The organism is Bordetella petrii, from assembly GCF_020991325.1.
Classification (GTDB): Bacteria; Pseudomonadota; Gammaproteobacteria; order Burkholderiales; family Burkholderiaceae_B; genus Bordetella_A; species Bordetella_A petrii_E.
Window position 1 is genome coordinate 1 of the sequence record NZ_JAJMLX010000043.1, and the last position, 23090, is coordinate 23090.

General features: G+C 64.3%; 23 protein-coding genes and 1 tRNA gene. 13 read left to right on the top strand and 11 right to left on the bottom strand.

Features of this window, described 5'->3' with window-relative positions:
* The 4 genes from LPZ50_RS06770 to LPZ50_RS06785 all read left to right on the top strand — a co-directional run.
* Positions 1–747 (top strand): heavy metal translocating P-type ATPase (locus tag LPZ50_RS06770; RefSeq protein ID WP_230659126.1); only part of this gene is annotated, 747 nt, incomplete at its 5' end.
* Between the two features lie 168 nt (positions 748–915).
* Positions 916–1698 (top strand): amino acid ABC transporter substrate-binding protein, encoded by a 783-nt coding sequence (locus LPZ50_RS06775; protein ID WP_230659128.1) that lies wholly within the window; start codon positions 916–918, stop codon positions 1696–1698.
* 57 nt (positions 1699–1755) lie between these two features.
* Positions 1756–2436 (top strand): amino acid ABC transporter permease, encoded by a 681-nt coding sequence (locus LPZ50_RS06780; protein ID WP_230659130.1) that lies wholly within the window; start codon positions 1756–1758, stop codon positions 2434–2436.
* Entirely contained in the window at positions 2433–3176 is a 744-nt protein-coding gene (locus LPZ50_RS06785; RefSeq protein WP_230659132.1) for an amino acid ABC transporter ATP-binding protein, read from the top strand. The genes LPZ50_RS06780 and LPZ50_RS06785 overlap by 4 nt, the downstream gene beginning before the upstream one ends.
* A 95-nt stretch (positions 3177–3271) precedes the next feature.
* On the opposite strand, the gene LPZ50_RS06790 is transcribed toward LPZ50_RS06785, so the two are convergent.
* The 3 genes from LPZ50_RS06790 to LPZ50_RS06800 all read right to left on the bottom strand — a co-directional run bounded on the left by LPZ50_RS06790 (position 3272) and on the right by LPZ50_RS06800 (position 6335).
* A complete protein-coding gene (locus LPZ50_RS06790; RefSeq protein ID WP_230659134.1) occupies positions 3272–4276 on the bottom strand; it encodes a Bug family tripartite tricarboxylate transporter substrate binding protein in 1005 nt (334 codons plus the stop codon).
* A gap of 71 nt (positions 4277–4347) precedes the next feature.
* The gene (locus tag LPZ50_RS06795; RefSeq protein ID WP_230659136.1) at positions 4348–5157 is read right to left on the bottom strand and encodes a citryl-CoA lyase; all 810 of its coding nucleotides are present in this window, start codon (positions 5155–5157) and stop codon (positions 4348–4350) included.
* A gap of 35 nt (positions 5158–5192) precedes the next feature.
* Positions 5193–6335: a CaiB/BaiF CoA transferase family protein gene (locus LPZ50_RS06800; protein ID WP_230659138.1), complete on the bottom strand. Its 1143-nt coding sequence runs from the start codon at positions 6333–6335 to the stop codon at positions 5193–5195.
* 119 nt (positions 6336–6454) lie between these two features.
* On the opposite strand from LPZ50_RS06800, the gene LPZ50_RS06805 reads away from it, so the two are divergent.
* From LPZ50_RS06805 to LPZ50_RS06815, 3 genes are all read left to right on the top strand, one after another.
* A complete protein-coding gene (locus tag LPZ50_RS06805) occupies positions 6455–7360 on the top strand; it encodes a LysR substrate-binding domain-containing protein (protein WP_230659140.1) in 906 nt (301 codons plus the stop codon).
* Between the two features lie 113 nt (positions 7361–7473).
* A complete protein-coding gene (gene xth / locus LPZ50_RS06810; protein WP_230659142.1) occupies positions 7474–8256 on the top strand; it encodes an exodeoxyribonuclease III in 783 nt (260 codons plus the stop codon).
* A 53-nt stretch (positions 8257–8309) separates the two neighbouring features.
* Positions 8310–8385, top strand: a tRNA-Ala gene (locus tag LPZ50_RS06815).
* A gap of 132 nt (positions 8386–8517) precedes the next feature.
* On the opposite strand, the gene LPZ50_RS06820 is transcribed toward LPZ50_RS06815, so the two are convergent.
* The gene (locus tag LPZ50_RS06820) at positions 8518–8916 is read right to left on the bottom strand and encodes a type II toxin-antitoxin system MqsA family antitoxin (RefSeq protein ID WP_230659144.1); all 399 of its coding nucleotides are present in this window, start codon (positions 8914–8916) and stop codon (positions 8518–8520) included.
* A gap of 2 nt (positions 8917–8918) precedes the next feature.
* The gene (locus tag LPZ50_RS06825; protein WP_230659146.1) at positions 8919–9215 is read right to left on the bottom strand and encodes a type II toxin-antitoxin system MqsR family toxin; all 297 of its coding nucleotides are present in this window, start codon (positions 9213–9215) and stop codon (positions 8919–8921) included.
* Positions 9216–9251: 36 nt separating this feature from the next.
* Between LPZ50_RS06825 and LPZ50_RS06830 the strand changes: the two genes are divergently transcribed.
* The 5 genes from LPZ50_RS06830 to LPZ50_RS06850 all read left to right on the top strand — a co-directional run bounded on the left by LPZ50_RS06830 (position 9252) and on the right by LPZ50_RS06850 (position 14950).
* Positions 9252–10115 carry a GntR family transcriptional regulator gene (locus LPZ50_RS06830; protein ID WP_230659148.1) on the top strand — a complete coding sequence of 288 codons (864 nt, stop codon included), beginning with the start codon at positions 9252–9254 and terminating at the stop codon, positions 10113–10115.
* A gap of 89 nt (positions 10116–10204) precedes the next feature.
* Entirely contained in the window at positions 10205–11185 is a 981-nt protein-coding gene (locus tag LPZ50_RS06835; protein ID WP_230659150.1) for a tripartite tricarboxylate transporter substrate-binding protein, read from the top strand.
* Positions 11186–11209: 24 nt separating this feature from the next.
* On the top strand, positions 11210–12895 hold the full coding sequence (locus LPZ50_RS06840) for a thiamine pyrophosphate-binding protein (RefSeq protein ID WP_230659152.1): 1686 nt from the start codon (positions 11210–11212) through the stop codon (positions 12893–12895).
* Positions 12895–14529, top strand: a complete 1635-nt coding sequence (locus LPZ50_RS06845) for a GMC family oxidoreductase (protein ID WP_230659154.1) — start codon at positions 12895–12897, stop codon at positions 14527–14529. The genes LPZ50_RS06840 and LPZ50_RS06845 overlap by 1 nt, the downstream gene beginning before the upstream one ends.
* A gap of 64 nt (positions 14530–14593) precedes the next feature.
* The gene (locus LPZ50_RS06850) at positions 14594–14950 is read left to right on the top strand and encodes a carboxymuconolactone decarboxylase family protein (protein ID WP_230659156.1); all 357 of its coding nucleotides are present in this window, start codon (positions 14594–14596) and stop codon (positions 14948–14950) included.
* Positions 14951–14962: 12 nt separating this feature from the next.
* Here LPZ50_RS06850 and ggt read toward each other — a convergent pair whose 3' ends face one another.
* Together ggt and LPZ50_RS06860 are read right to left on the bottom strand one after the other, a co-directional pair.
* Positions 14963–16555: a gamma-glutamyltransferase gene (gene ggt / locus LPZ50_RS06855; RefSeq protein ID WP_230659158.1), complete on the bottom strand. Its 1593-nt coding sequence runs from the start codon at positions 16553–16555 to the stop codon at positions 14963–14965.
* A 33-nt stretch (positions 16556–16588) separates the two neighbouring features.
* Positions 16589–17572, bottom strand: coding sequence for a Bug family tripartite tricarboxylate transporter substrate binding protein (locus LPZ50_RS06860; protein ID WP_230659160.1), 984 nt, complete (start codon positions 17570–17572; stop codon positions 16589–16591).
* Positions 17573–17838: 266 nt separating this feature from the next.
* On the opposite strand from LPZ50_RS06860, the gene LPZ50_RS06865 reads away from it, so the two are divergent.
* Positions 17839–18498 (top strand): GntR family transcriptional regulator, encoded by a 660-nt coding sequence (locus LPZ50_RS06865; RefSeq protein WP_230659170.1) that lies wholly within the window; start codon positions 17839–17841, stop codon positions 18496–18498.
* A gap of 32 nt (positions 18499–18530) precedes the next feature.
* Here the strand turns inward: LPZ50_RS06865 and LPZ50_RS06870 are convergent, their stop codons facing one another.
* The 4 genes from LPZ50_RS06870 to LPZ50_RS06885 all read right to left on the bottom strand — a co-directional run.
* Complete coding sequence (locus LPZ50_RS06870; protein WP_230659162.1) at positions 18531–18701, bottom strand: hypothetical protein; 171 nt, start codon at positions 18699–18701, stop codon at positions 18531–18533.
* Positions 18702–18710: 9 nt separating this feature from the next.
* Positions 18711–19790 (bottom strand): YeeE/YedE thiosulfate transporter family protein, encoded by a 1080-nt coding sequence (locus LPZ50_RS06875; RefSeq protein ID WP_230659164.1) that lies wholly within the window; start codon positions 19788–19790, stop codon positions 18711–18713.
* Positions 19791–19938: 148 nt separating this feature from the next.
* Complete coding sequence (locus tag LPZ50_RS06880) at positions 19939–20880, bottom strand: sulfurtransferase (protein WP_230659166.1); 942 nt, start codon at positions 20878–20880, stop codon at positions 19939–19941.
* Positions 20881–20995: 115 nt separating this feature from the next.
* On the bottom strand, positions 20996–23090 hold a 2095-nt coding region (locus LPZ50_RS06885; RefSeq protein ID WP_230659168.1), incomplete at its 5' end, for an autotransporter outer membrane beta-barrel domain-containing protein.

The following is a 23090-nucleotide window of genomic DNA, read 5'->3' on the forward strand; positions in this document are numbered from 1 at the left end:
CTGCCCGTGCAAGACTTTGCCGCCCTGCCCGGCCGCGGCGTGCGCGGCCGCGTCGGCGACACCACCCTGCACCTGGGCAATCTGCGCCTGATGCGCGAGCTGGGCGTAGCGTCCGACGACGTGCAGGCCAGCATGCAGGCCTACGAAGGCCAGGGCAAGACGGCCATCGCCTTGAGCGACGGCAGCCGCGTACTGGCCCTGGCCGCGGTCGCCGACACCCTGAAACCCGGCAGCGCCGAGGCCGTTGCCCGGCTGCACCAACTGGGCGTGCGCACGCTGATGCTGACGGGCGACAACACCCGGACCGCCTGGGCCGTGGCTGAACAGGCCGGCATCGACGAAGCGCATGGCGACCTGCTGCCCGAAGACAAGCTGCGCGTCATCGAAACCAAGCTGGCCGCGGATACCAAGGTAGGCATGGTGGGCGACGGCATCAACGATGCTCCCGCGCTGGCGCGCGCCGACATTGGCTTCGCCATGGGCGCGGCGGGCACCGGCACCGCCATCGAGACGGCCGATGTGGCCCTGATGGACGACGACCTGCGCAAGATCGGCCAGTTCGTGCGGCTATCGCGCGCCACCCACCGCATCCTGGTGCAGAACATTACGCTGGCGTTGGGCATCAAGGCCGTGTTCCTGGTGCTGGCCGCCACCGGGCACGCCACCCTGTGGATGGCGGTGTTCGCCGATGTCGGCGCCAGCCTGTTGGTGGTGGCCAACGGCCTGCGCCTGCTGCGCGCCCGCTGATACGCGCAGGCCGGACGCCGATTTCTTTAAATAACTAAAAGGAATATTCTTAAGATTCTTTATGCTTTGTGGAAAAATAGGCGCCTTGTTAGAGTGCCCTATTCATTGCCGCGGGCGGCCCACAAGGCCGCCCTCGTGCGCGTGACTGCAACCACTGGAGCACCCACCATGAAACCCATCCGCTCGATCCTGCTGGCCGGCCTGCTGCAACTGACTGTCGCCGCCGGCGCCTACGCCCAGGACGGCCTGGCCGCCATCAAATCGGCTGGCGTGTTCAAGATCGGCACCGAAGGCACGTATGCCCCCTTCACTTATCACGATGCCTCGGGCAAGCTCACCGGCTTCGACGTGGACATCGGCCGCGCCATCGCCGAACGCCTGGGCGTGAAGGCACAGTTCGTGGAAGGCAAATGGGACGGCCTGATCGCCGGCCTGGACGTCAAGCGCTACGACGCGGTCATCAACCAGGTGGGCATTACCGACGCGCGCAAGGCCAAGTACGACTTTTCTGATCCGTACATTGCCTCGCAGGCCGTACTGATCGTGCGCGACGACAACGCCGCCATCAAAAGCTTCGAAGACCTGAAAGGCAAGCGCTCGGCCAACACGCTGACCAGCAACTTCGGCAAGCTGGCCCAGAAATACGGCGCCCAGGTCGTGGCCGTGCAGGGCTTCAACGAAAGCATCGACCTGCTGATGTCCGGCCGCGTCGACGCCACCATCAACGACAACCTGTCGTTCCTGGATTTCAAAAAGCAGAAGCCCAACGCCAAGGTCAAAATTGTCGATAGCGACAAAAGCGCCGAATTCAGCGAATCGGGCGTGCTGATCCGCCAGGGCAACCCGGAACTGCGCGAAGCCATCAACAAGGCCCTGGCCGACATGAAGGCCGACGGCACCTACAAGAAAATTTCCGAACAGTACTTCGGCACCGACCTGTCCGCCCAATAAGCCCGGCTGAGCCCAGGCCATTTACCCGCGCCAAGACCACAAGGAACCCCCAGCACCGTGCCCGCCTGGCTGCAGTTGATGATCGATTCATTCTGGCCCCTGCTGCACGCGGGGCTGGTGTTCACGGTGCCCTTGACCCTGTTGTCGTTCGCGGGCGGGCTGGTGCTGGCCTTCATCGTGGCGATGATCCGCCTGTTCGGGCCGGCGCCGTTGGTGGCCCTGGTGCGGTTCTATGTGTGGCTGATCCGCGGCACGCCATTGCTGGTGCAGCTGTTCGTCATTTTCTATGGCCTGCCCAGCGCCGGCATCGTGCTCGACCCCTTGCCGGCCGCGCTGATCGGCTTCACCCTGAACGTGGGCGCCTACAACTCGGAAGTGATCCGCGGCGCCATCGAATCCATCTCCAAGGGCCAGTGGGAAGCGGCCTATTCCCTCAGCATGACGCGCGGCCAGGCCATGCGCCGCACCGTGCTGCCCCAGGCGGCCCGCGTGGCCGTGCCGCCGCTGGCCAATTCGTTCATCTCGCTGGTGAAAGACACGTCGCTGGCAGCCGTACTGACCGTGCCCGAAATCTTCCAGGCCGCGCAGCGCATTGCCGCGGTTACCTACGAACCCCTGATCCTGTACACCGAAGCCGCCCTGATCTACCTGTTGTTCAGCTCGGCGCTGTCGGCCCTGCAGGTGCGCCTGGAACGCCGTTTCGGCCAGCATGCGGTGTTTTCCGAGAGGAACCGATGATCTCGCTGACGCAGATCGACAAATTCTTCGACGACCAGCAGGTGCTGAAGAAAGTGGATGTGGCCATTGCCGAAGGCAGCGTCACGGCGCTGATCGGCCCGTCGGGCAGCGGCAAGAGCACGCTGCTGCGCTGTGTGAACCTGCTGGAAACCCCGGAAGGAGGCACGCTGCGCCTGGGCGACGAAACCGTGCAATTCGCCCCCGGCCGCAAGCCCGAACGCGAAGCCATCCAGCGCGTGCGCAAGCAAACCGGCATGGTGTTCCAGAATTTCCAGCTGTTTCCGCACCAGACCGTCATCGACAACGTCATGGAAGGCCTGGTCACCGTGCAGAAATGGACCAAGCCGCGCGCCCGCGAGCGCGCCCAGGAACTGCTGGCCAAGGTGGGCATGCAGGACAAGGCCAACGCCTGGCCGCTGAACCTGTCGGGCGGACAGCAGCAGCGGGTGGCCATTGCTCGCGCCCTGGCGCCCTCGCCGCGCGTGCTGCTGTGCGACGAGCCCACCTCGGCGCTGGACCCCGGGCTGGCGGCCGAAGTGGTGGACGTGCTGAAGCAACTGGCCGGCGAAGGCATGACCATGCTGATGGCCACCCACGACCTGCGCCTGGCCGCCGCCATTTCCCGCGAAGCGGTGTTCCTGCAGGACGGCCAGGTGGTGGAATCCGGCGCGTCGAGCCAGCTGTTCACCCAACCGCGCGACTCGCGCACCGCGGCGTTTATTTCTACGTTGACGCAGTAGGCTCGGCGCCCTCGAAGGCCGCCTCCAGCAGCGTCCGCAGCGCGGCGCGCTACTGGACGCGCAGGCCGATATCGCGCATGCGGGTTTATGCGGGTTTAGTTCACCTGCGCGCCAGACTTGCGCACCAGGTCCGACCACTTCGCAATCTCGGCCTGCTCGAACTTCGCCAGATCGCGTGTGGACTCGCCGCCCTGCTCTACTCCCTGGCTGGCCAGGCGCTTGAGCACGCCGGGATCGGACAAGGCTGTTTCAGCAGCTTTGCGCAACGCGGTCAGTGCGGGTTCGGGTGTACCTTCCGGCGCATACAGCATGAACCAGGCCACCAGGTCGAAATCGCTGCCAGTCTGCTCGGCGATGCTGGGTACGTCCGGAGCGGCCGCGCTGCGGCGCGCGCTCGACACCCCCAGGGCGCGCAGCTTGCCCGCCTTGATATGGGGCAGCACCGCCGCCGGGTGATAGAACATGAACTGCACCTGGCCCGACATCACATCGGATACCGCCAAGCCACCCTCTTTATAGGGTACGTGCAGCATTTCCCCGCCCAGGCGCGCCTTGAGCAGTTCGCCCGCCAAGTGGCCCGACGTACCGCTGCCCGCTGACGCAAAAGCCACCCCGGGCGGCTTGGCCGCAGCGGCGGCGAGATCCTTCAGTGACTGGATGCCTGACCCGCTACCCGTTACCAGGAAGGTGGGCGTCTGCCCCACAAACGCAACCGGCGCGAAGTCTTTCACCGGATCGTAGCCCGGGTTCTTGTACAGCGCCTGGTTGATTGCATGCGTGCCCACGGTACCCATGACCAGGGTATAGCCGTCCGCCTGGGCGCGCGCCACCTGCGCGGTACCGATCGTGCCGCCGCCGCCCGACTTGTTTTCCACCACCACCTGCTGGCCCAGGGGCTTGGCCATCGCCTCGGCCACGATACGCGCAATCGTGTCTGTCGTGGTGCCGGGCCCGAAAGGCACCACCATGCGTACGGAGTGATCAGGGAATGGCGCGGCCTGGCCGGCCGCCGGCAACAGGCCCAGCGCCGCCGCGGCCAACGTGGCGGCCAGCATCGTCCGGCGTGTCTGCGAGCGCCTGCAGGAATCGAGCGGTGTCATGGTTGTCTCTCCTTGTGATTGATATATGTCTGTGGCCGCCGCATGGGCGACGGCCGTTTTTGGCCGGCGTTTTACGGCCGCGCCGCCCCGAAACCCGGGGGAACTTCACCTTGGTATTGCAGTTCACGCGTTGCCTGATACGACAGGGCAAACCCGATGGGGGATTCTTGTTCTTCGGTCAGGTGGGCGATCAGGCCGGCGGCGCGCGCCAGTATCGGCACGCCTTTCAGCGCCGCCAATGGGAACCCCACGCCCAGCAGGACGGCAGGGATCGCCGCCGAGACATTCAGGCGCAGATCCTTGCCCACGATGCCGGGGACAACCTGCTCCACCGCCTCGGCAATGGCCACATACCGCAGATCCGCCGCGCTGTCGCGCGCAACCTCGAACAGGCGCGCCACGCGCGGATCGCGGGTCTTGTGCAAAGGGTGGCCGTAGCCTGGAATGGCACGGCGCGCGGCGCGGTACTCGGTAATGACGGCGTGCGCCGCCTCTGCAATGTCGCCCGCCTGCCCTGCCTTGTTATCGATCTCGTGGAACAGGCGTCCCGCCGTTTCCGCCGCGCCAAGAATCACCGAACCGCATCCCAGAATGCCCGCCGCCACGGCGCCTTGCAAGGCATCGGGCGCGGCGGCCAGCGTCATGCGGCTGGCTTGCACGCTGGGCACCAGGCCATGTTCGGCAATCGCCACCAAGGTCGCGTTCAGCACCGCGCCGGCCGCCGCATCGGGACGGCGGCCGGTTACCAGCAAATAGAAATAATCGCCGAACGCCATCTTGCCGATCAGGTCCTGGCACAGATCGGCTCCCCGTACCACGATGGTGTGCTCGTCCGACGTACAAATGGCAGTGCGGGGCACGGTTTCCTTGCCAATTTTCATGCGGTGTCCTTTCTTGAGTATCGGAGCCGGCGGTATCAGGCCCGGCGGTTGCGCAACGAGGCGCGTATTTCATCGCTATGCTCGCCCAGTTCCGGCGGCGGCCGCACCTGGGTAGGCAATTGGCCGTCGAAGCTCACGGGAGAACGCACCGTTCGCCACGCCCCGCGTCGCGGATGCACGCCCTCGATCTCGATTTCCAGGTGGCGCGCCTGGGGATCCTGCAGGGCCTCGCTGGTGTCATACACCGGCGCGTGCGGCACATCGCGCGCCAGCAGGCGCTGGCACCACGCATCGCGCGGCCGGGTGGCGAAAATACCCCCCAGCAGTTCGATCAATTCGTCTTGGTGGGCAATCCGGCCCTCGCGCGTGGCATACCGCGCATCGTCGAACAGTTGCGGCCGTTCAATGGCCTCGGCCAGGCCGCGCCAGAACTTCTCGGGCGACGACATGTGCAAGGCGATCCACTTGCCATCGGCGCAGCGCAAGGTATACGACTGTGAAACACTGGGCCGGCTATAAGGCCCCATGACCTCGCCTTCCGAGAAGAAATGCGTAAAGGCATCCAGGTTGAAGTGGCACATGGCTTCCAGCATGGACACATCCACCCGCCGGCCGCGCCCCGTGCGTGCGCGCTCGACCAGCGCGCCCAGAATGCCGTATGCCGCGTAGAACCCGGTAAGCGCATCGGCGATCGCCGGCCCTACCACCCGGGGGTTGGCCGGATTGATCAGCAGATTCAGAAAACCGCTGGCCGCCTGGGCGACGGTATCGTAGGCCGGCCGCGCCGCCGCCGGGCCGGTCTGGCCGAAGCCGCTGATCGCGCAATAGACCAACCGCGGATTCAGTTCCCTGAGCCTGGCCTCGCCCGCGCCCAACCGCTCGGCCGTGCCCGGCCGAAAATTCTGGATATAAACATCGGCATCCTGGATCAGCGCGTCAAAAACCTGGGCATCCTTCTCGTCCTTGGAGTCCAGCTCGATACTGCGCTTATTGCGGTTGTAGGTCTGGTAATGCGGGCTGTACAGCCCGCCCTTGAAGGCGCGGAACGGATCGCCGCCGCCTGGCTGCTCTACCTTGATGACATCCGCACCCAGATCGGCCAGCATCATGCCGGCGGCGGGGCCGGTGATGAAGGTGCCTTGCTCGATGACGCGCACGCCATCCAATACTTTTCCCATGGAGTCATCCGTCCGGCAATTTATCCAGACGTAAGGCTATCTGGCGCTTTTAAATGATGGAAATGATTAATTTATGTGTTTATCATTGATGCTATCGATTGTTTATCATCCCAGAAGCCATGGAACTACGGCACCTGCGCTATTTCATCGCCCTGGCCGGATCGTTGAATTTCACACGGGCAGCCGAACGCGTGCACGTGACCCAGTCCACCCTGTCGCACCAGATCCGCCAACTGGAAGATGAAATCGGCCATCGCCTGTTCGACCGTATCGGCAAGCGGGTGGTCATCACCGAAGCCGGCGAAGCTTTCCTGGCCTACGCATCCCGCGCACTGCGTGAAATCGACCAAGGGCTGGGCGAACTGAAGCAAAGCGCGGCCTCCATCACCGGCGAACTGCGCGTAGGCACTACCCACACGTTCAATCAGAGCTTTATCCCGGACTGCGTGGCGCGCTTCCTGCAGCGCAGCCCCACGGTGAAGGTAATCATCGAAGAATTGCCGGCCGACGCCATTGGCGCGCAGCTGGAAGCCGGCCAACTGGATCTGGGCGTGGCCTACCGCCCGGAATCGACCAGCGGGTTGCGGTTCGAACCCCTGTTCAATGAAGAACTGTTGTTGGTCGTCTCGGCGTCTCACCCACTTGCCGGACGCAAGCGCATCCGCATGATCGAACTGCACCAGGAACCGCTGGTACTGCTGCCAGCCAGCTTTTCCACCCGGCGCCTGCTGGACGAGTGCTTTGCGGCCGCGGGAGCCGAGCCCAACGTCGTGGCCGAGACCAACACCATTGCCGCCATGCTGGGAATGGTTGCGCGGTTGAATGTGGGAGCCATTGCCGCGGCCAGCGCCGTCGCGCCCAGCCCGGCGCTACGCATGATCCCCATGGAGAATCCCACGCCCATGCGCACTCCTGGCCTGCTGTTCAACCCCCGGCTGCAACAAACCCGCGCCAGCCGGGCCTTTGCCGCGCTGTTGCGCAAGCAGGCAATGAACAACGGCGCGCGCAAGCCGGCCAATGCGTAATTTTTCGCATCCCGGCCGGGAACACGGCGGCGCCGGCACGCCGCTGCCGTGCGTTCGGTACACTGGGCGCACTTCTATTGCCGTCCGAAGAAAAACAGTACATTCTCGCGACCATGAAATTAGCCACCTGGAACATCAATTCGCTCAAAGTCCGCCTGCCGCAAGTCCTGGACTGGCTGGCCGCCAACCCGGTGGACGCGCTCTGCCTGCAAGAACTGAAGCTCACCGACGAGAACTTCCCGCTGGATGCCTTCACGCAAATGGGCTACCACGCCGTGTGGGCCGGCCAGAAAACCTATAACGGCGTGGCCATTTTGTCGCGCGTGCCGGGCTCGGCCATGGTGCGCAACATTCCCGGCATGGATGACCCGCAGCAGCGGCTGCTGGCCATTACCCTGCCCGCGCCCGGCGGCGACGTGCGCGTCATCAGCGCCTACTGCCCCAACGGCCAGTCGCTGGATTCCGACAAATACGTATACAAACTGGACTGGTTCCGCCAGCTGCATGGCTGGCTGGCCGAAGAACTGAAGGCCTATCCCCGCCTGGCGCTGCTGGGCGACTACAATGTGGCCCCGGCCGATGAAGACGTGCACAACCCCGCCAAATGGGAAGGCCAGGTGCTGGTGTCCGAACCCGAGCGCGCCGCATTCCGCGCCCTGCTCGACCTGGGCCTGACCGACTCGTTCCGCATGTTCGAGCAGCCGGAAAAATCATTCAGCTGGTGGGACTACCGGCAATTCGCCTTCCGCCGCAACGCCGGGCTGCGCATCGACCACGTACTGCTGTCGCAACCGCTGGCGCAGCGCTGCGTGGCTTGCGTCATCGACAAACAGCCGCGCTCGAACGAGCAACCGTCCGACCACACCCCGGTGGTGGCTACGCTGGACCTGGCCTGAAAAAACGGCCGTAGCAACCGCGGCCCTGTTTATGCTATATTCTTGCGCTTGTTGGGGCGGTAGCTCAGCTGGGAGAGCGTCGCGTTCGCAATGCGAAGGTCGGGAGTTCGATCCTCCTCCGCTCCACCAAAATTCCAGATAAAAAAGCCTTGGAAACACAACGTGTTCCAAGGCTTTTTTGTTTCGGCTGATGTCCCCTCGTCAACTCATCCGCCCGCTATGGCACGATGCGGCTTCTCGGTATAAGGCCGTGATGAGTGGTCAGGCTCTGACCTCGTCCAGTAGATCAGGGTGACGATCCAGCAGTTTGAACAGTTTCACCAAAGCCAACGGCGGCTTGGTTTTTCCGTTTTCATAACGCGAGAAAGCATTGACGCCACCGCCGAAAATCTCAGCAGCCTCGCGCTGATCCAGGCGTAGCTTCTTGCGCACACCCGCGATGAAATCGGGATCAACAATCGCTGCATTCACCTGCTTATTGAATTGCAGCATCGATTCGCCGATTCGGATCGACTCTTTCGTTGCCAACACCGCTTCGCCGCACGCCGAGCAGAAATCGCCCATTACCGACAAAATGACGGTGGTCTCGCCCTTGTAGGTATAGGGCAGGTCGCGAGCCTCGTGAACAAGTTCGGCCGCACCGCAAGCCGGGCATTTCATGGCTATAGCTCCTTGAAAGACACGATCAGCACGTCGTCGATGACCGTCAACTTAAGATAGGCCTCGCCTACACGGGTACTGGGGCGATAGACGTCCTGCCAAACCGTGTGGTTCGCATGGGTAGTCATGCTTTTGTGGAAATCCATCGACGTGAGTGCCATCACTACGCCCAGCATTTCGGGGATTCCCAGTCCCATTTGCGCCGCCCCGCTTACCGCTGAATATGTGGCGCGAACCTTGCCTGCCGCCACCAACGCCTTTACGGTCGAGAGCCGGCAATGTGGAGACCTTTTCTCCATGGAGAGACCTTAACCTAGTAGGTTTATTTTGGCAACTTGGTTAACACCACCACCACCGCGCCGCGCCGCGGCGCGAAGACCGTTGACCGCCGCGACGAGATCGTTAGCTTCCACCGGCTGCGCGGACTGGACTTTGCCCTGGATCACATCGCCGCCGGTATCGGCTTTGCGCGCCACTACCCTACAATGCCTGGGCCCCGAATTCCCAGATGCCCACCCCCGGTCGACATGCCCCAATCGCCGCAAAACCGCAATCTTCTGAAAACCCTGCCCCTGCAGATCGCCGACGCTCTAGCCGAACAAATTGCCGAAGGTCGTCCAACTCCCGGCGAACGCCTTCGTGAGAACGACCTGGCGACGGCGTACGGGGTCAGCCGGGCTACCGTGCGCGAGGCACTGCGGCTGCTCGAGATCCGCGGGCTGGTGACGATTCAGCCGCAACGCGGCGCGCGGGTGACACAACTGTCCGCCAAAGAAATCCTGGATCTGTATGCGATGCGCGCCGCCATGGTGTCCGCCGCGTCGCGACTGGCGGCGGAGCGCTGTACACCGGCAGAGGCCCGGGCCTTGAAGCAACGCCTGCAGCAGTTAGAGGAAAACGTCGATGACGCAGCGGAATACTTGCGCCACAGCCGCGACCTGGTCGAATACATCGCCACCCTGGCCGACAACCCCATTCTGGCCAATCATGCACGCGATATCGCCAAGCAGATCGGGATTTACGTGCGGATCAGCCTTTCCACGCTGGAGCGACGCCAGCGTTCGCTGGTGACCTGGGAAGAAACCATCGACGCCATCACAGGGCGCGACCCAGAACGCGCCGCCGCCTGCCATTACCGGTTGGCCATTCAGAACCGCGACGCGGTCCTGGAAGAACTGGCCCGCACTGGAACGAACTAAGTACCCGCTTGAACAAGCCGGATTTATCAATTACATTTAAATGTCGACATTTTAAATGACGACAAACAAGACAACACGAGGAGACAACCATGATTCCCTTGCAGCGCCGGCTTAAAGCCGGAATCGTCGCCGCGCTTCTCCTGGCGGCTTCCTCTGACGCCATGGCCGCGAGCACGCCAGCGTCGTCGACCCTCGATGCGCCAATGAAGATCATCGTGCCCTTCAGCCCGGGCGCCCTGATAGACATCATCGCCCGCATCTACGCCGAAAAAATGGGTGCCCTGCTGGGCCAGCCAGTGGTGGTCGAGAACAAGCCAGGCGCGGGCGGCATGGTGGGTGCCCAGCGCACACTGGCGGAGCCCGTGGACAAGAACACCATGCTGTTCGTGTCGTCGTCGTACGTGGTTATTCCCGCCGTCAATGACAAGATGCCGTATGACACGCTGAAAGACTTCTCGGGCATTGCCAGCATTGCGTCTTCGCCGACGCTGGTCGTGGCCAACAGCAAGAGCCCCTATCCCGGGCTGCAAGAGCTGATTGACGCGGCCAGGAAGCCCGGCGCTCACTTGACTTATGGGTCGGCCGGCGTCAATTCAGCTACTGACCTGGTGGGCCGCTACTTCAACCAACGCGCCGGCATCCAGCTAGAACACATCCCCTACAAGGGCGTGCAGGAAGGGGTGGCCGAAGTGGCGGCCGGCCGGGTGGATGTGTCGTTTCCACCCATCGCGCTGGCCTTGCCCTTCATCAACTCGGGCCAGCTCAAGGCCCTGGCCGTAACCAGCCCGAAGCGGTCCTCCCTGCTGCCCGACACGCCGACGGTAGCCGAGATCGGGCTGGGGGATTTCGACTACAGCATCTGGTACGGCGTGGTGATGAATGCACGCACGGCCTCCCAAGTGAAGCAGAAGCTGGCCGACATCATTGCCAAGGTCAGCCAGGACCCTGCCGTGCGGGAACAACTGACGCGCCAGGGCCTGGTGCCGGAAAACCGCCGGCTCGGCGAGTTCGACACATACATCGCCCGTGAGATGGACAAGTTCAACAAGATCCTGAAAGCAGGCAACTAGGAATCCGAATAGAAGGAGAATCAGATGAAGAACATGACGGGCGGCCAGGCGGTTGTCACGGCGCTGGAAAACCAAGGTACCGACCACGTATTCGGCCTGATCGGATCGGCGGGCATGGAGATCTTCGATGCCCTGTACGACGCCAAGGACATCCGCTTTATCGGGGTACGCGATGAGCGCACCGGAGTCCATATGGCCGATGGGTATGCCCGGGCATCGGGCAATGCCGGCGTGTTCCTGGCCGGCCAGAACGGGCCCGGCGCCACTAATCTGGTCACCGGCCTGGCGCAGGCGCACGCGGCATATTCGCCGGTCATCGCATTGGGCGGGTCCTTATCGTCGGCCCACATATACCGCGATGCCTTTCAAGAGGTGGACCAGCAGGCGCTCTTCAAACCCATTACAAAAAAGACCTACACCCTGACGCAAACCGCGCGCATTCCCGAAATGGTGGGCGAAGCGTACCGGACCGCCCTGTCGCCCCGACGCGGGCCGGTCATGCTGAACCTGCCTCGCGACCTGTTGGCCGAATCGCTAGAACAATCAGCCTACGGCGCGTTCGAGCAAGCGCAGATATTTGACGCCGTGACGGCGCCCCGAGGGGTATTGGAACAAGCCGCCCAACTGCTCGCCCGGGCGCAGCGGCCGCTGATCCTGGCCGGCGGCGGCGTCAAGAACAGCCGCAGCCAGCGCGCCGTGCTGGCGCTGGCCGAGCGCCTGCAGGCCCCCATCGCAATGTCGCCGGGACACGGCGACGCAATTTCGTGCCAGCATCCGCTATATGCAGGGCAAGTCGGCCCGCGCGGCAACCCGGTGGCCTCGGGTCTTGCCAAGCAGGCCGATGTCATCCTGGCACTGGGCACCCGCCTGGGTTTCAACACGACCTTCTATCAACGCGACAGCCTGAACTCCGCGGCCAAGCTCATCCAGGTCGAACTCGAGCCGACCGCTCTGGGGCGCTTCTTCCCGGTGCACGTGGGTATCCTGGGCGATGCCGACACGGTGGCGGGCGATCTGGTCAGCGCCCTGCAGGGAATGTCCGCCGCCGCCGACCCTGCCTGGGTGCAGACGTTTGCCGCACAGCGCAGCGCATTGCTGCAGCAACGCGATGAAGCCGCGGGCCCCGGAGCCGACCCATTGCAACCGGCGTTTCTGTTCAAAACCTTGCGGGAAGTAGCGCCTGATGACGCTATCTACACCATGGATGCCGGCACACTGTGCCTGCAAGCCACCGACCAGATGCGCTATGCGCAGACGCCGGCACTTTTTACGCCGCTGGATTTTGGCCTGGTGGGCTTTTCGTATGCCTGCGGCCTGGGCGCCAAGCTTGCCCAGCCGCACCGCACCGTGATCAGCCTGATGGGCGACGGTGGCTTCGGCATGGCTTGCAGCGAACTGGGAACGGCCGTGGAAAACGGCATCAACACAGTATGCCTGGTAATGAATAACGGTTGCTGGGGCGCCGAGAAAGCCTACCAGCGCGATTTCTTCGACAAGCGCTACATCGGCGCCGACGTACGCAACCCGCCATTCGACAAGTTGGCGGAATTGTGGAATGCGCGGGGCTTTCGTGTAGACCGGGCGGCCGACCTGGCGCAGACCATCGACGCAGCCATTCGCTGCGGCCAGCCGGCCGTGGTGGATATCCAGGTAGACCCGGACGCGCTGTACAGCTTCCGTAGGGACTCTTTCAAGAACCGCGCAAAATAATGAAGACAGCAGAGCAATACGACTACATCGTGGTCGGAGCGGGATCGGCAGGCTGCGTAGTGGCGAATCGCCTCAGCGCGTCGGGCAAGTATCGGGTGCTGCTGCTGGAAGGTGGCGATCGGGATCACAACCTATGGATCCATATCCCCCTGGGCGTGGGCAGGCTGCTGACCAACGAGAAAGTGGTCTGGCCGTTCCGCACCGAACCTCAGGCCAGCCTGGCGGGCCAGCAGATCTATTGGCCGCGCGGCAAGGTACTGGGGGGGTCGAGCTCGGTCAACGGCATGGCTTATGTGTGGGGCGACCCTCGAGAATACGACGGCTGGGAACAGCGCTACGGGATCAAGGGCTGGAACTTCCAGGACTTGCTGCCGTATTTCGGCAAGATCGAAAACAATCCCTATTCCAACCACCCCTTGCGCGGCAAGTCGGGCCCTATCCGCATCACCGATCGTGCAATGCGCGAGCCGGACACGATTTCCGATGCCTATATCTCTGCCTGCCGCCAGGCGGGCATACCCTCCACTGATGACTACAACGCCGGGCGGTATGAGGGTGTCCGCTACCTGGAGCAAAGTGCCGACGCGGGCCGGCGATGCAGTGCCGCTGTAGGCTATTTGCGACCTGCGCAGGCCAGATCCAATCTGGTAGTGCGTACTCGCGCGTTCGTACGGCGCCTGCGCTTCGAGGGGACGCGTTGCGTAGGGGTCGAGTACGAATGGAATGACTCCTGGCATACGGCATCGTCGCATGCAGAAACCATTCTATGCGCCGGCGCGGTACAGTCGCCCCAGCTGCTGGAGTTGTCGGGCATAGGCGGCGCGACAAGGCTGCAGTCGCTCGGCATTCCTGTGGTTCACGATATGCCGGATGTGGGAGAGCATATGAGTGATCACCTGCAAGTCCGCTGCACCTACCGCTCTTCGGTAGCCGAGACCATCAACGACCTGATGCGCAGCCCATACCACAAGGCAAAAGCAGCGCTGCAGTATGTCGTGCAGCGCAAAGGGCTGTTGGCGAATACCTCTTCGACGGCTCATGCCATCACGCGAACACAGGCAACATTGCCGCATCCGGATGTGATGATCCGCATTTACCATATCAGCGGCAAAGACCGGTATTCGCGCGACGGAGTGGGCGGTATCGACCACTACTCAGGCTTCTCCATCGGCGGATTCATGCTGTATCCGAACTCGCGCGGCAGCATCCATGCCGTATCGCCCGATGCCAGGAAGGCGCCGGCGATCAATCCCAACTATTTACAGGACCCGCGAGATCAGCAAACGGCTGTGGACATGCTGCGCTTGATCCGCAGCGTCGCCCATCAGCCTGCGTTGCGCGACGTAATCGTTACCGAAGAACGGCCCGGCCCTGCCATGGCCACTGACGACGACCTGCTGGCCTATGCGCGTCAGTCTGGCCAGACCGCCTGGCACACCGTAGGTACCTGCCGCATGGGCCGTCCCGGAGAGTCTGTGGTGGACGAACGGCTGAAGGTTCATGGCGTACACGGGCTGCGGGTAGCGGATATTTCGATCATGCCCACGATAGCTTCGTCCAACACCAATGCGCCCGCAATGATGATCGGCGAACGCGCGGCGGATTTCGCCCTGGCCGACGCCACCCACACATGATCCATACAGGAGCCGCATGATGCAGGAAGATTCTCGCCCAAGCACGCCAACACCCTGGTGTGACATGCATATTGCCAAAGGAGACTGGAACCCGCTCTGGGACCAGTTGCGCGAACTGGATCCGGAATTCATGGAAGCCTATCTGGCGTTTCGCAGCGTGCCGCAGCGCAAGGGGCCATTACCGCAGAAGTACAAAGAACTGATCCTGGTGGCCATCAACGCCGCCACCACGCACCTGTACGGGCCTGGCGTGCGGCGTCACATGCGCAATGCGATAAAGGCGGGTGCAACGCGCGAAGAATTACTGGAGGCGATCCAGCTGACCACTGTCATGGGCATTCATTCGTGCAATCTGGCGATCCCCATACTCATGGAAGAAACCGGCCGGCCAGAGTCCGCCTGCCCGGAATACCCGGCGTAACGATCGCCCTTTTCAGAACCCCACCGCCTGCCCATCCCTGCGCGCGTCCGACGCAGCGAAGTAGCCGTGCTCCATGCGATAAATCAGTTGCGCCGAGCCGAACTCCAGGCTGTCGGCCGGCGCCACCGCGACGTTGTGGCCGCGCGCGCGCAGGGTGGCCACGACGTCGGCCGGCAGGTGCGATTCCACATTCACGACCGGACCGGCCTCGACACGGAAGCGCGGCGCGTCGCACATGGCTTGCGGGTTCTGCCTGAATGCGGCCAGCCGCGTCATCATCTGCAGATGGCCTTGGGCCTGCATGGAACCGCCCATGACGCCATACGACATGACCGCCGCGCCGTCTTTGGTGACGAACGCGGGAATGATGGTGTGCATGGGTTTCTTGCCCGGCGCCACCTGGTTGGCATGGCCGGGGGTCAGCACGAAATTCAGGCCGCGGTTGTGCAGGCTGATGCCGGTGCCCGGCACCACCACGCCCGACCCGAAGCCGTGGTAATTGGACTGGATGAACGACACCATGGTGCCCGCCGCGTCGGCCGCGGTCAGGTACACCGTGCCGCCGGACTTGGGCGTGCCAGCCACAGGCACGGCCGCGCGTTCCATGGAAATCAGCTTGGCGCGCTCGGCCAGGTAGGAAGGGTCCAGCAGCGCGGCCGCCGGCACGCGCATGTGGCGCGGGTCGGCAATGTGATGGTGCAGGTCGGCGAAGGCCAGTTTCATGGCCTCGATGCTGACGTGGTAGTAATCGGCGCTGTCCACGCCCATGCTTTCCAGGTCGAAGCGTTCCAGTATGCCCAATGCCATCAGGGCAGCGATGCCCTGCCCGTTGGGCGGGCATTCGTGCAGGCGGTGGTCGCGAAAGCCCTGCGAAATGGGCTCGGCCCATTCCGCCTGGTGCGCCGCCAGGTCGGCTTCGGTCAGCGCGCCGCCGGTGGCGCGGGCGTGGTCGGCGATGCGTTTGGCCAGGTTGCCGCGATAAAAGCTTTCGCCGCCGGTTTCGGCGATTTCGCGCAAGGTGCGGGCCTGTTCCGGGAAACGCCACCACTCGCCCGCCTGCGGGGCGCGGCCTTGCGGCAGGAAGGCTTCGGCAAAGCCGGGTTCGTGCGCCAGCTTGGGCGCCTGCGTGGCCCATTGGCGCGCAATGGTGGGCGACACGGGAAAGCCGTTTTCGGCGTATTCGATGGCGGGCTCGAACAGCTTGGCGAAAGGCAGCTTGCCCAGGCGCTCGGACAGGGCTTTCCAGCCCGCCACCTGCCCGGGCACAGTGACCGTGCCCCAGCCGGTGGGCGGCATCGCGTCGCGGCCCTGGAAGTATTCCGGCGTCCAGGCAGCGGGAGCACAGCCGCTGGAATTCAGGCTGTACAAGCGGCCTTCGTGCCAGATCAGCGCGAACATGTCGCCGCCGATGCCGTTCATGACCGGCTCGACCACCGTCAGCGCAATCGCCGTGGCGATCGCGCTGTCGACGGCGTTGCCGCCGGCCAGCATCATGCGCAGCCCCGCCTGCGCGGCCAGCGGCTGGCTGGTGGCCACCGCGTTGGCGGCCAGCACGGGCATTTTTCGGGAGGGGTAAGGCAAAGACCAATCGAGGGATGCGGACATGATGCGGGTATCGCGTGTGAAGGTGAGAAAAAGTTATTGCGCGCCCACGCCCGATTGTTCAACCAGCCGCTGGGTGCGCGGAATCTCGGCGTCGATGAAGGCCTTGAATTCGTCGCGCGATCCGCCGCGCGGCTCGGCGCCGGTTTCGGCCAGCTTGCCGCGCAGTTCGGGTTCGTTCAGCACCTTGTTGATGGTGGCGTTGAGCTTGTCCAGAATGGGCGCGGGCGTGCCCGACGGCGCAACAATACCGTACCAGGGCGCGATGTCATAGCCAGCAAAGCCTTGTTCGGCAATGGTGGGAATTTCCGGGGCCATGGCCGAGCGCTTGGCATTGGACATGCCCAGCGGAATCAGCGCGCCGCTCTTGACCTGCGGCAGGCCGGTCATGATGGTGTCGAAGTACATGGACACCTGGCCGCTGAGCAAGGCGGGAATGGCTTCGCCCGCGCCCTTGTAGGGCACGTGCAGGATGTCGATGCCAGCTTCGGCTTTCAGCAGTTCGCCGGCCATGTGCGACGTGGTACCCGTACCGAACGAGGCATAGGTCAGCTTGCCCGGGTTGGCCTTGGCATAGGCCACCATTTCCTGCAGGGTCTTGAACGGCTGCTTGGGGTTGGCCAGCAGGATGTTGGGCGTGTACGCCACCAGCGACACCAGTTCGAATGTGGCGGGGTCGTAGCTCAGGTTCTTGTGCAGGAAGCGGTTCGTGACATTGGCGGCCGGGCCGCCCATCAGCAGGGTGTAGCCGTCGGGTTCGGCGCGGGCCACGACGGAAGCGCCGATGGCCGCCGCGGCGCCCGGACGCGATTCCACCACGAACGGCTGGCCCAGCTCTTTGGACAATGCCTGGCCCAGCTGGCGCGTAATCAGGTCGGTGGCCGACCCGGCCTGGAACGGTACGACGATGGTCACCGGCCGCTGGGGCCAGTTGCCTTCCTGGGCCGCAACCGCGGCGGAAGTGAAAGCGCCTAGGGCCAGGGCTGCTGCCCCCAGCAGGTGGGTGGTGCGAAATGTCATGGGTTCCCTTGTTGATTGTGGTTCATGGCGCATGCTCGCCGCGAGCGTCCGCATGGCCGGGGCCATTAAACGGGAGCTCCGCCTGGCCTGGCCATAGGGAATTGTATCTATGGATCATAGGATCCAATTCATGGTATTTTGTCGCCTATCCTCGGGGCACGCAAGCACTGAATGCGTTGCCGGCGCCACCGCAACCGGAGCTGCGCGCCACGGACCCGGCTTTATCATTGGCGCTTTCCACTGCCCTGCTTTTCCTGCGCACATCCATGCTGACCTTGCACAAGACCGCGCTGACCGCCGAAGAAGAGGCCTACCAGCACATCCACCAGCAGATCCGGCTGGGCGGCTATGCGCCGGGCGCCCGTCTAGTGCCCGAGGTGATCGCCGGCCAGATCGGCACCAGCCGCATGCCGGTGCGCGGCGCCCTGCGCCGGCTGGCATCCGAAGGCCTGGTCGAGATCCGCGCCAATCGCGGCGCGGTGGTGCGCGGCCTGAACGCGGCCGAAATGCGCGAAGTGTTCGAGATGCGTTCGGTGCTGGAAGGCCTGGCCATGCGCAATGCGGTGGCCCATATGCGGCCCGAACATATCCGGCGCCTGGAACACATGCTGGACCAGATGGACCTGGGCTCGGGCGACTACCTGGACTGGACCACGGCGCACCGCGAGTTCCATGAGTACCTGTGCGGCTTTTGCCAGCAGCCGCGCCTGCTGGGCCAGATCGCCGACCTGCATTCCGTGGTGGAGCCCTATATGCGCGTGTGGTCGTCGCAGGCCCGGCGCACAGTGCGCGCGCGCGAGGCCCACCAGGAACTGATCGATGCCCTGAAAACGGGCGACGCCGGCACCTGTGAACACGCCATGCGGCAGCACGTGATGAACACCGTGGCCGCGCTGGAAGGTTCGTTGCTGCCGGCGGCGCAGTAAGGCGCCGCCGGCGCCGTTACTCCAGGGAAGGCCTAGAAGGTCGAGGCGCAGTGCCCGCCGGAAGGCGCCTGCCCGGAGCCGGCGGCGATCAGCGGCGGTTCGTTGCGCACATTCACGGGCTCGGACGCGGCCCAGTCCCAGGCGAAGAAAGCGATCAGCACCGCCCAGAAGGCGATGGTCAGACGCGAAACAGTGGTCTTCATGCTGCCTCCTTAGAATGCGTAATGGCGGCGGATGCGCACGCCGATCAAAGAACCGCAGAATGCCACCGGCACCCAGATCCAGCCGTGCAGGCTGCCCGTGGAAATGCCGCTGACCATGGCGCCGATATTGCAGCCGAACGCCAGGCGCGAGCTGTAGCCCAGCAGGAAGCCCGCGATAATACCCACCACCCACTGCTTGCCGGTAAGGGGCGTGCGCTGTTCCGGCGACTTGCCCGCCGCGATCAGCAAGGCGCCCGCCAGGATGCCGATGTTGGTAATGGAGGTAACGTCCAGGAACACCGACTGCGACAGGTTGTTCAGGTTGACGGGCTGGCTCCAGAACGCGTTGGCGGCCGGGTCGAACACGCCCGCCGCGGTGGCGACCTTGGCGGCCCACAAGCCGAAGCCGTACACCACGCCCCAGGGCTGGCCGGCGATGACCAGGTTCAGCATGGCCAGCGCCGCCAGCAGCACGGCGCCGATCAGCAGGCGCCGGCTGAACCAGCGGGCGCCCTTGCCCACCCATAGCCGGGCGGCCAGGCCAAACACCAGCAGGCCCGCGAAGGTCAGGCCCAGGGCTTCACCGGGGCCCACGGCGCTGACCAGGCCCACCGGCCGGGTGGCACCCAGTTGCAGCCACTGCTCCAGGTGCGCCGAACCCAGGAAGCTGCCGATCGCGAACACCGGCAGAATGGTCATGTTCAAGGGCACGCCCATGCCCGCCTTGTACAGCGTGCCCGAGCCGCAGCCGTCGGCGATCTGCATGGCGGCGCCGAACACGAAAGCCCCTACCAGCAGACTGACACTGGGGGGGCCCAATGCCGCGCCCAGGTCGGTGGGAAATGCCGCCAGCAGCGGCATGGACACGGCGGCCGCCACGGCAAGCAGCAGCAGTTGTGCCATTACGCCGCTGGGGTCGCGCTGCTCGATCAGGCGGCGCCAGCCCGTGGTGAAGCCGAAGCGCGCGCCGGCCAGCACGCTGCCCATGCCTATGCCCACCAGGAACAGGACGGCCTGGCGCAGCGATACGAACCAGGCCAGGGCCACAAAAAAGGCGGCCAGAATGGCCGCAAGGGGAAATCGTGTCATGAATCAGGTGCCGTCAAAATAAATGGCAAAGGGTAAAAGGCAAAAGGCAAAAGGCCTCAGCGCCCACTTGCGCCCCAGCCCACCCACCTGCAAAACACAGTGCTACCAGACCGGAGACGCGCGCAACGCTTCGGGGGTGGGCTCGCCTCTAGCTGACCAGGTCCTTCAGGCTTTTCAGGATCTGCTGGCCCCGGGTGGGCACATTATCCATGGGCAATTCCTGGGGCGCCTGGGTCCATTCGGCCAGCGACGCCGGGTACAACTTCACGTTTTTCTGCCCCACCACTTCCGACAGGGCGAACCAGTCGGTAGCGGCCCAGTGGCCGGTATTGCAGAACGAGATAGTTTCGTCGGCCGGCTCGGGCAGCGATTGCGAGGCAATGAGCTTGGCTTCTTCGGGCGACACGAAGATCGCCGTGCCCGGCTTGAACCATTTGTCGTGCTCGAGATTCAGCGCCGACTGGATGGTGCCGGGCACCTTGGCCGTGGGCGCCTTCACTTCGCCACGGAAGAAATTGGACGGACGGGCATCGACCAGTTGCGCCTTGGGATTCTGGATTTGCGCCAGCACGTGGTCTTGCGTGGCGATCAGCGACTGGTTCAGCACCGGCGTATAGTTGCTGGCCGCCACCGAAGGCACGGCCTGGTCTTGCGGCAGGCCGGCGTCGGCCCAGGCTTTCAGGCCGCCATTCAGGATGGACAGGTTCGACAGGCCCAAGTATTTCAGCGTCCAGTACACGCGGGCCGAACTGCCGAAATCGGTGGCGTTGGCGCCCGACGACACCACGACGGCATGGGTGTCCTGGTTCACGCCCAGGCTGCGGACCAGTTCGGTCAGCTTATCGAGCGGAGGCAGCTTGCCCGGGTTATCGGCCGGGCCGCGCCACTGTCCATAGGGGGCCGATACGGCGCCCGGGATATGGTTGGCGGCATATTCCTGCGGCGGGCGGATGTCGATCACGCGCACGGCGGCATCGCTGCGCACGGCGTCCAGTTCGGAGGGGTTCAAGAGGGGGTTGGCGGCTTGCGCGGCCGAGGCGGCGCCGGTAAGCAGCGCAGCCGCAGCCAGCATCAGGGAGAAGCGTTTCATCGGGGTGCACCATGAAAGAACCGAAGATATCTTCGATTCTTTCATTATCTGAATATATAAGAAAATACATTTTAATCATTCTTATATATATAAAAGTCAGTACCCCGGGCAGGCTTTAAAAGGGGACACCCACCTTCAGGAAGCCGCTGTTGCTAGACGTCTTGCCCGAGAATTCCCCCTGGTACTGCAAGCGCACGTCGACCCCGGCCTTGCTGGATATCTGCAGGCCCGCCCCCACCCGCGCCACCGCGTCGTCCATGGGCAGCGAGGTCTGGAAGCCCCGGGCGCCATCCGGGGCTCCAGCAAAGCGCGCCCGGGTTTTCCATTCATCATCCGACAGGAAAGTGGCGCCCACATAAGCGAACGGCCGCAAGGTGGCGCCATCCAGTTCCACGCGCCCGCCGACTTCCAGCGTGGGCGAGAAGGCGAAGGTGAACTGGTCGCTGCCGTCGACCTTCAAGGCCAGGCCGCTGCCCTTTTCCTGGTAGCCGGGCATGCGGGCGTAGATGGCGTCCACATCCATATAGGGCTTCAGGTAGAACGACGGGAACGCGAAGGTGCGCGCCACGCGCAGGCGGGCCGCGCCGCCGTAGACGTCGGGATCGCTCGAGGCCGTGCGGCCGAAACCGTCGACGCCGATCTGGCGCTCGGTGTCGTAGCTGCCATAGCTGCCGCTCAGGCCGGCGGCCAGCAGCCAGGGGCCGATTTCGTGTTTCAGGGCCACGCCCATGAAACCACTGTCGCCCTTGCTGCCGACGCGCCCGCCGTCGCCGCGGATGGAGTCGTTCTGATAGGCCGCCGACACACCCACGAACCAGTGGGGTGCCACCTGCTTTTGCGCCCCCACCTGGTAGGTGGTGCCGTTGCTGGTAAAGCCGGCGGCGCCGTCGCTGGGATCCTGGCGCGTATCGCGGTGTGACACCTGCCCCCACACGCATTCGCTTTCCTGCTGCATGGCATCCGTGCCGGTGAACGCCGGGCAGCTCATCAGGCTGCTGCCGAAGCGCATCATGCCGGCCTGCATCTGCGTGGCCGGCGCCAGCATCACGTCCGGCGACAAATTAGACAGCAGTTCACGGTAGTTGCCCTGCCCCTGGACGGCGGCATTGTCGATGGACGCAAACAACTTGCCGAAGCCATCGGGCGTATCGGCGTCCCAGATTTCCTGCAGGTGGCCCGCCAGCCCGGCCTGCCGGGTATTCAGGCCCAGGCCCGCCGCATTGAAGTCCGCCGCGTCGACCGACAGTTTGTAGTGCTTGCCGTCCTGGTTCAGGGCGTAATCGAAAATGGGCGAGCGGCGCGGCGCCAGTTGGCCGCGCGCATCGCCTTCGACGGTAAGCACCGTCACCTGGCGCTTGGGTAGCAGCGACAGGGCCGCGATGTCGAGCGTGCCGTCGAGTTGCGCGTTGCCCTGTACCTGCAGGCGGTCGGCGCCGCGCTGCTCGAAATCGGCATTGACCAGCAACGTTCCCTGACCGCCCTGTTCAAAGTTGCCCGAGATGACCGTGCTGTCGACGATGGCGCGGCTGCCGACGATCAGGGTGCCGTGGTTCACCACGTTGGCGTCGTAGCGCCGCGCCCCGGCCAGCACGCCGCCACGCGGGGCCGGCGTAGCCGCCTTGGCCACGGTGGCGCCGGTGATCTGGCCCATGTTGTTCACGGTGCCGGCCTCGTTGCTGTCCGGAGCATGCATCAGGATGTCGCCTTCGATCAGGCCGTAGTTCTGCATGGTGAGCACGCTGCCCTGATTGATGGAGCGCGTGCCGTCATAGCGGATGGCAACACCCGAGGCCGCCGAGACCTGCGCCCCGGACTGCACCGCCAGCCAGTTCTGGTTGCCGCCCACCATCCAGATGCCCGCGCCCTGCTCGCCGCTGCCGCCGGCCACGTTGCCATTGATGGTGAGATCCATGCCGCCATCGGATACGGGACCCTGGCTCTGGGTGAAGATGCCCACGGCATTGTTGCCGGTTGCGGACACCCTGCCCAGTTGGCTCAGGTGGACCATGCCGCCTCTACCCGTGCGGCCGGTGCCCGTCGGGCCGGCGGATGCCGTGGACGAGTCGCCGCGCAGTCCGCCTCCGCCGCCTATCGATTGCGCCAGAATGCCGAACGCGCCCTCGCCTTCCGTGGTGATGTCGGCAACGATCTCAAGGCTTACCCGATTGCCATCGCCGCCTCCCGCGCCGGCCTCGCCGCCGGCCGCCGCC

Coding starts and splice junctions, on each gene's coding strand:
- LPZ50_RS06775 (WP_230659128.1), top strand. CDS start 916: ATGAAACCCATCCGCTCGATCCTGCTGGCCGGCCTGCTGCAACTGACT.
- LPZ50_RS06785 (WP_230659132.1), top strand. CDS start 2,433: ATGATCTCGCTGACGCAGATCGACAAATTCTTCGACGACCAGCAGGTG.
- LPZ50_RS06790 (WP_230659134.1), bottom strand. CDS start 4,276: ATGACACCGCTCGATTCCTGCAGGCGCTCGCAGACACGCCGGACGATG.
- LPZ50_RS06795 (WP_230659136.1), bottom strand. CDS start 5,157: ATGAAAATTGGCAAGGAAACCGTGCCCCGCACTGCCATTTGTACGTCG.
- LPZ50_RS06800 (WP_230659138.1), bottom strand. CDS start 6,335: ATGGGAAAAGTATTGGATGGCGTGCGCGTCATCGAGCAAGGCACCTTC.
- LPZ50_RS06805 (WP_230659140.1), top strand. CDS start 6,455: ATGGAACTACGGCACCTGCGCTATTTCATCGCCCTGGCCGGATCGTTG.
- xth (WP_230659142.1), top strand. CDS start 7,474: ATGAAATTAGCCACCTGGAACATCAATTCGCTCAAAGTCCGCCTGCCG.
- LPZ50_RS06820 (WP_230659144.1), bottom strand. CDS start 8,916: ATGAAATGCCCGGCTTGCGGTGCGGCCGAACTTGTTCACGAGGCTCGC.
- LPZ50_RS06825 (WP_230659146.1), bottom strand. CDS start 9,215: ATGGAGAAAAGGTCTCCACATTGCCGGCTCTCGACCGTAAAGGCGTTG.
- LPZ50_RS06835 (WP_230659150.1), top strand. CDS start 10,205: ATGATTCCCTTGCAGCGCCGGCTTAAAGCCGGAATCGTCGCCGCGCTT.
- LPZ50_RS06840 (WP_230659152.1), top strand. CDS start 11,210: ATGAAGAACATGACGGGCGGCCAGGCGGTTGTCACGGCGCTGGAAAAC.
- LPZ50_RS06845 (WP_230659154.1), top strand. CDS start 12,895: ATGAAGACAGCAGAGCAATACGACTACATCGTGGTCGGAGCGGGATCG.
- LPZ50_RS06850 (WP_230659156.1), top strand. CDS start 14,594: ATGCATATTGCCAAAGGAGACTGGAACCCGCTCTGGGACCAGTTGCGC.
- ggt (WP_230659158.1), bottom strand. CDS start 16,555: ATGTCCGCATCCCTCGATTGGTCTTTGCCTTACCCCTCCCGAAAAATG.
- LPZ50_RS06860 (WP_230659160.1), bottom strand. CDS start 17,572: ATGACATTTCGCACCACCCACCTGCTGGGGGCAGCAGCCCTGGCCCTA.
- LPZ50_RS06865 (WP_230659170.1), top strand. CDS start 17,839: ATGCTGACCTTGCACAAGACCGCGCTGACCGCCGAAGAAGAGGCCTAC.
- LPZ50_RS06870 (WP_230659162.1), bottom strand. CDS start 18,701: ATGAAGACCACTGTTTCGCGTCTGACCATCGCCTTCTGGGCGGTGCTG.
- LPZ50_RS06875 (WP_230659164.1), bottom strand. CDS start 19,790: ATGACACGATTTCCCCTTGCGGCCATTCTGGCCGCCTTTTTTGTGGCC.
- LPZ50_RS06880 (WP_230659166.1), bottom strand. CDS start 20,880: ATGAAACGCTTCTCCCTGATGCTGGCTGCGGCTGCGCTGCTTACCGGC.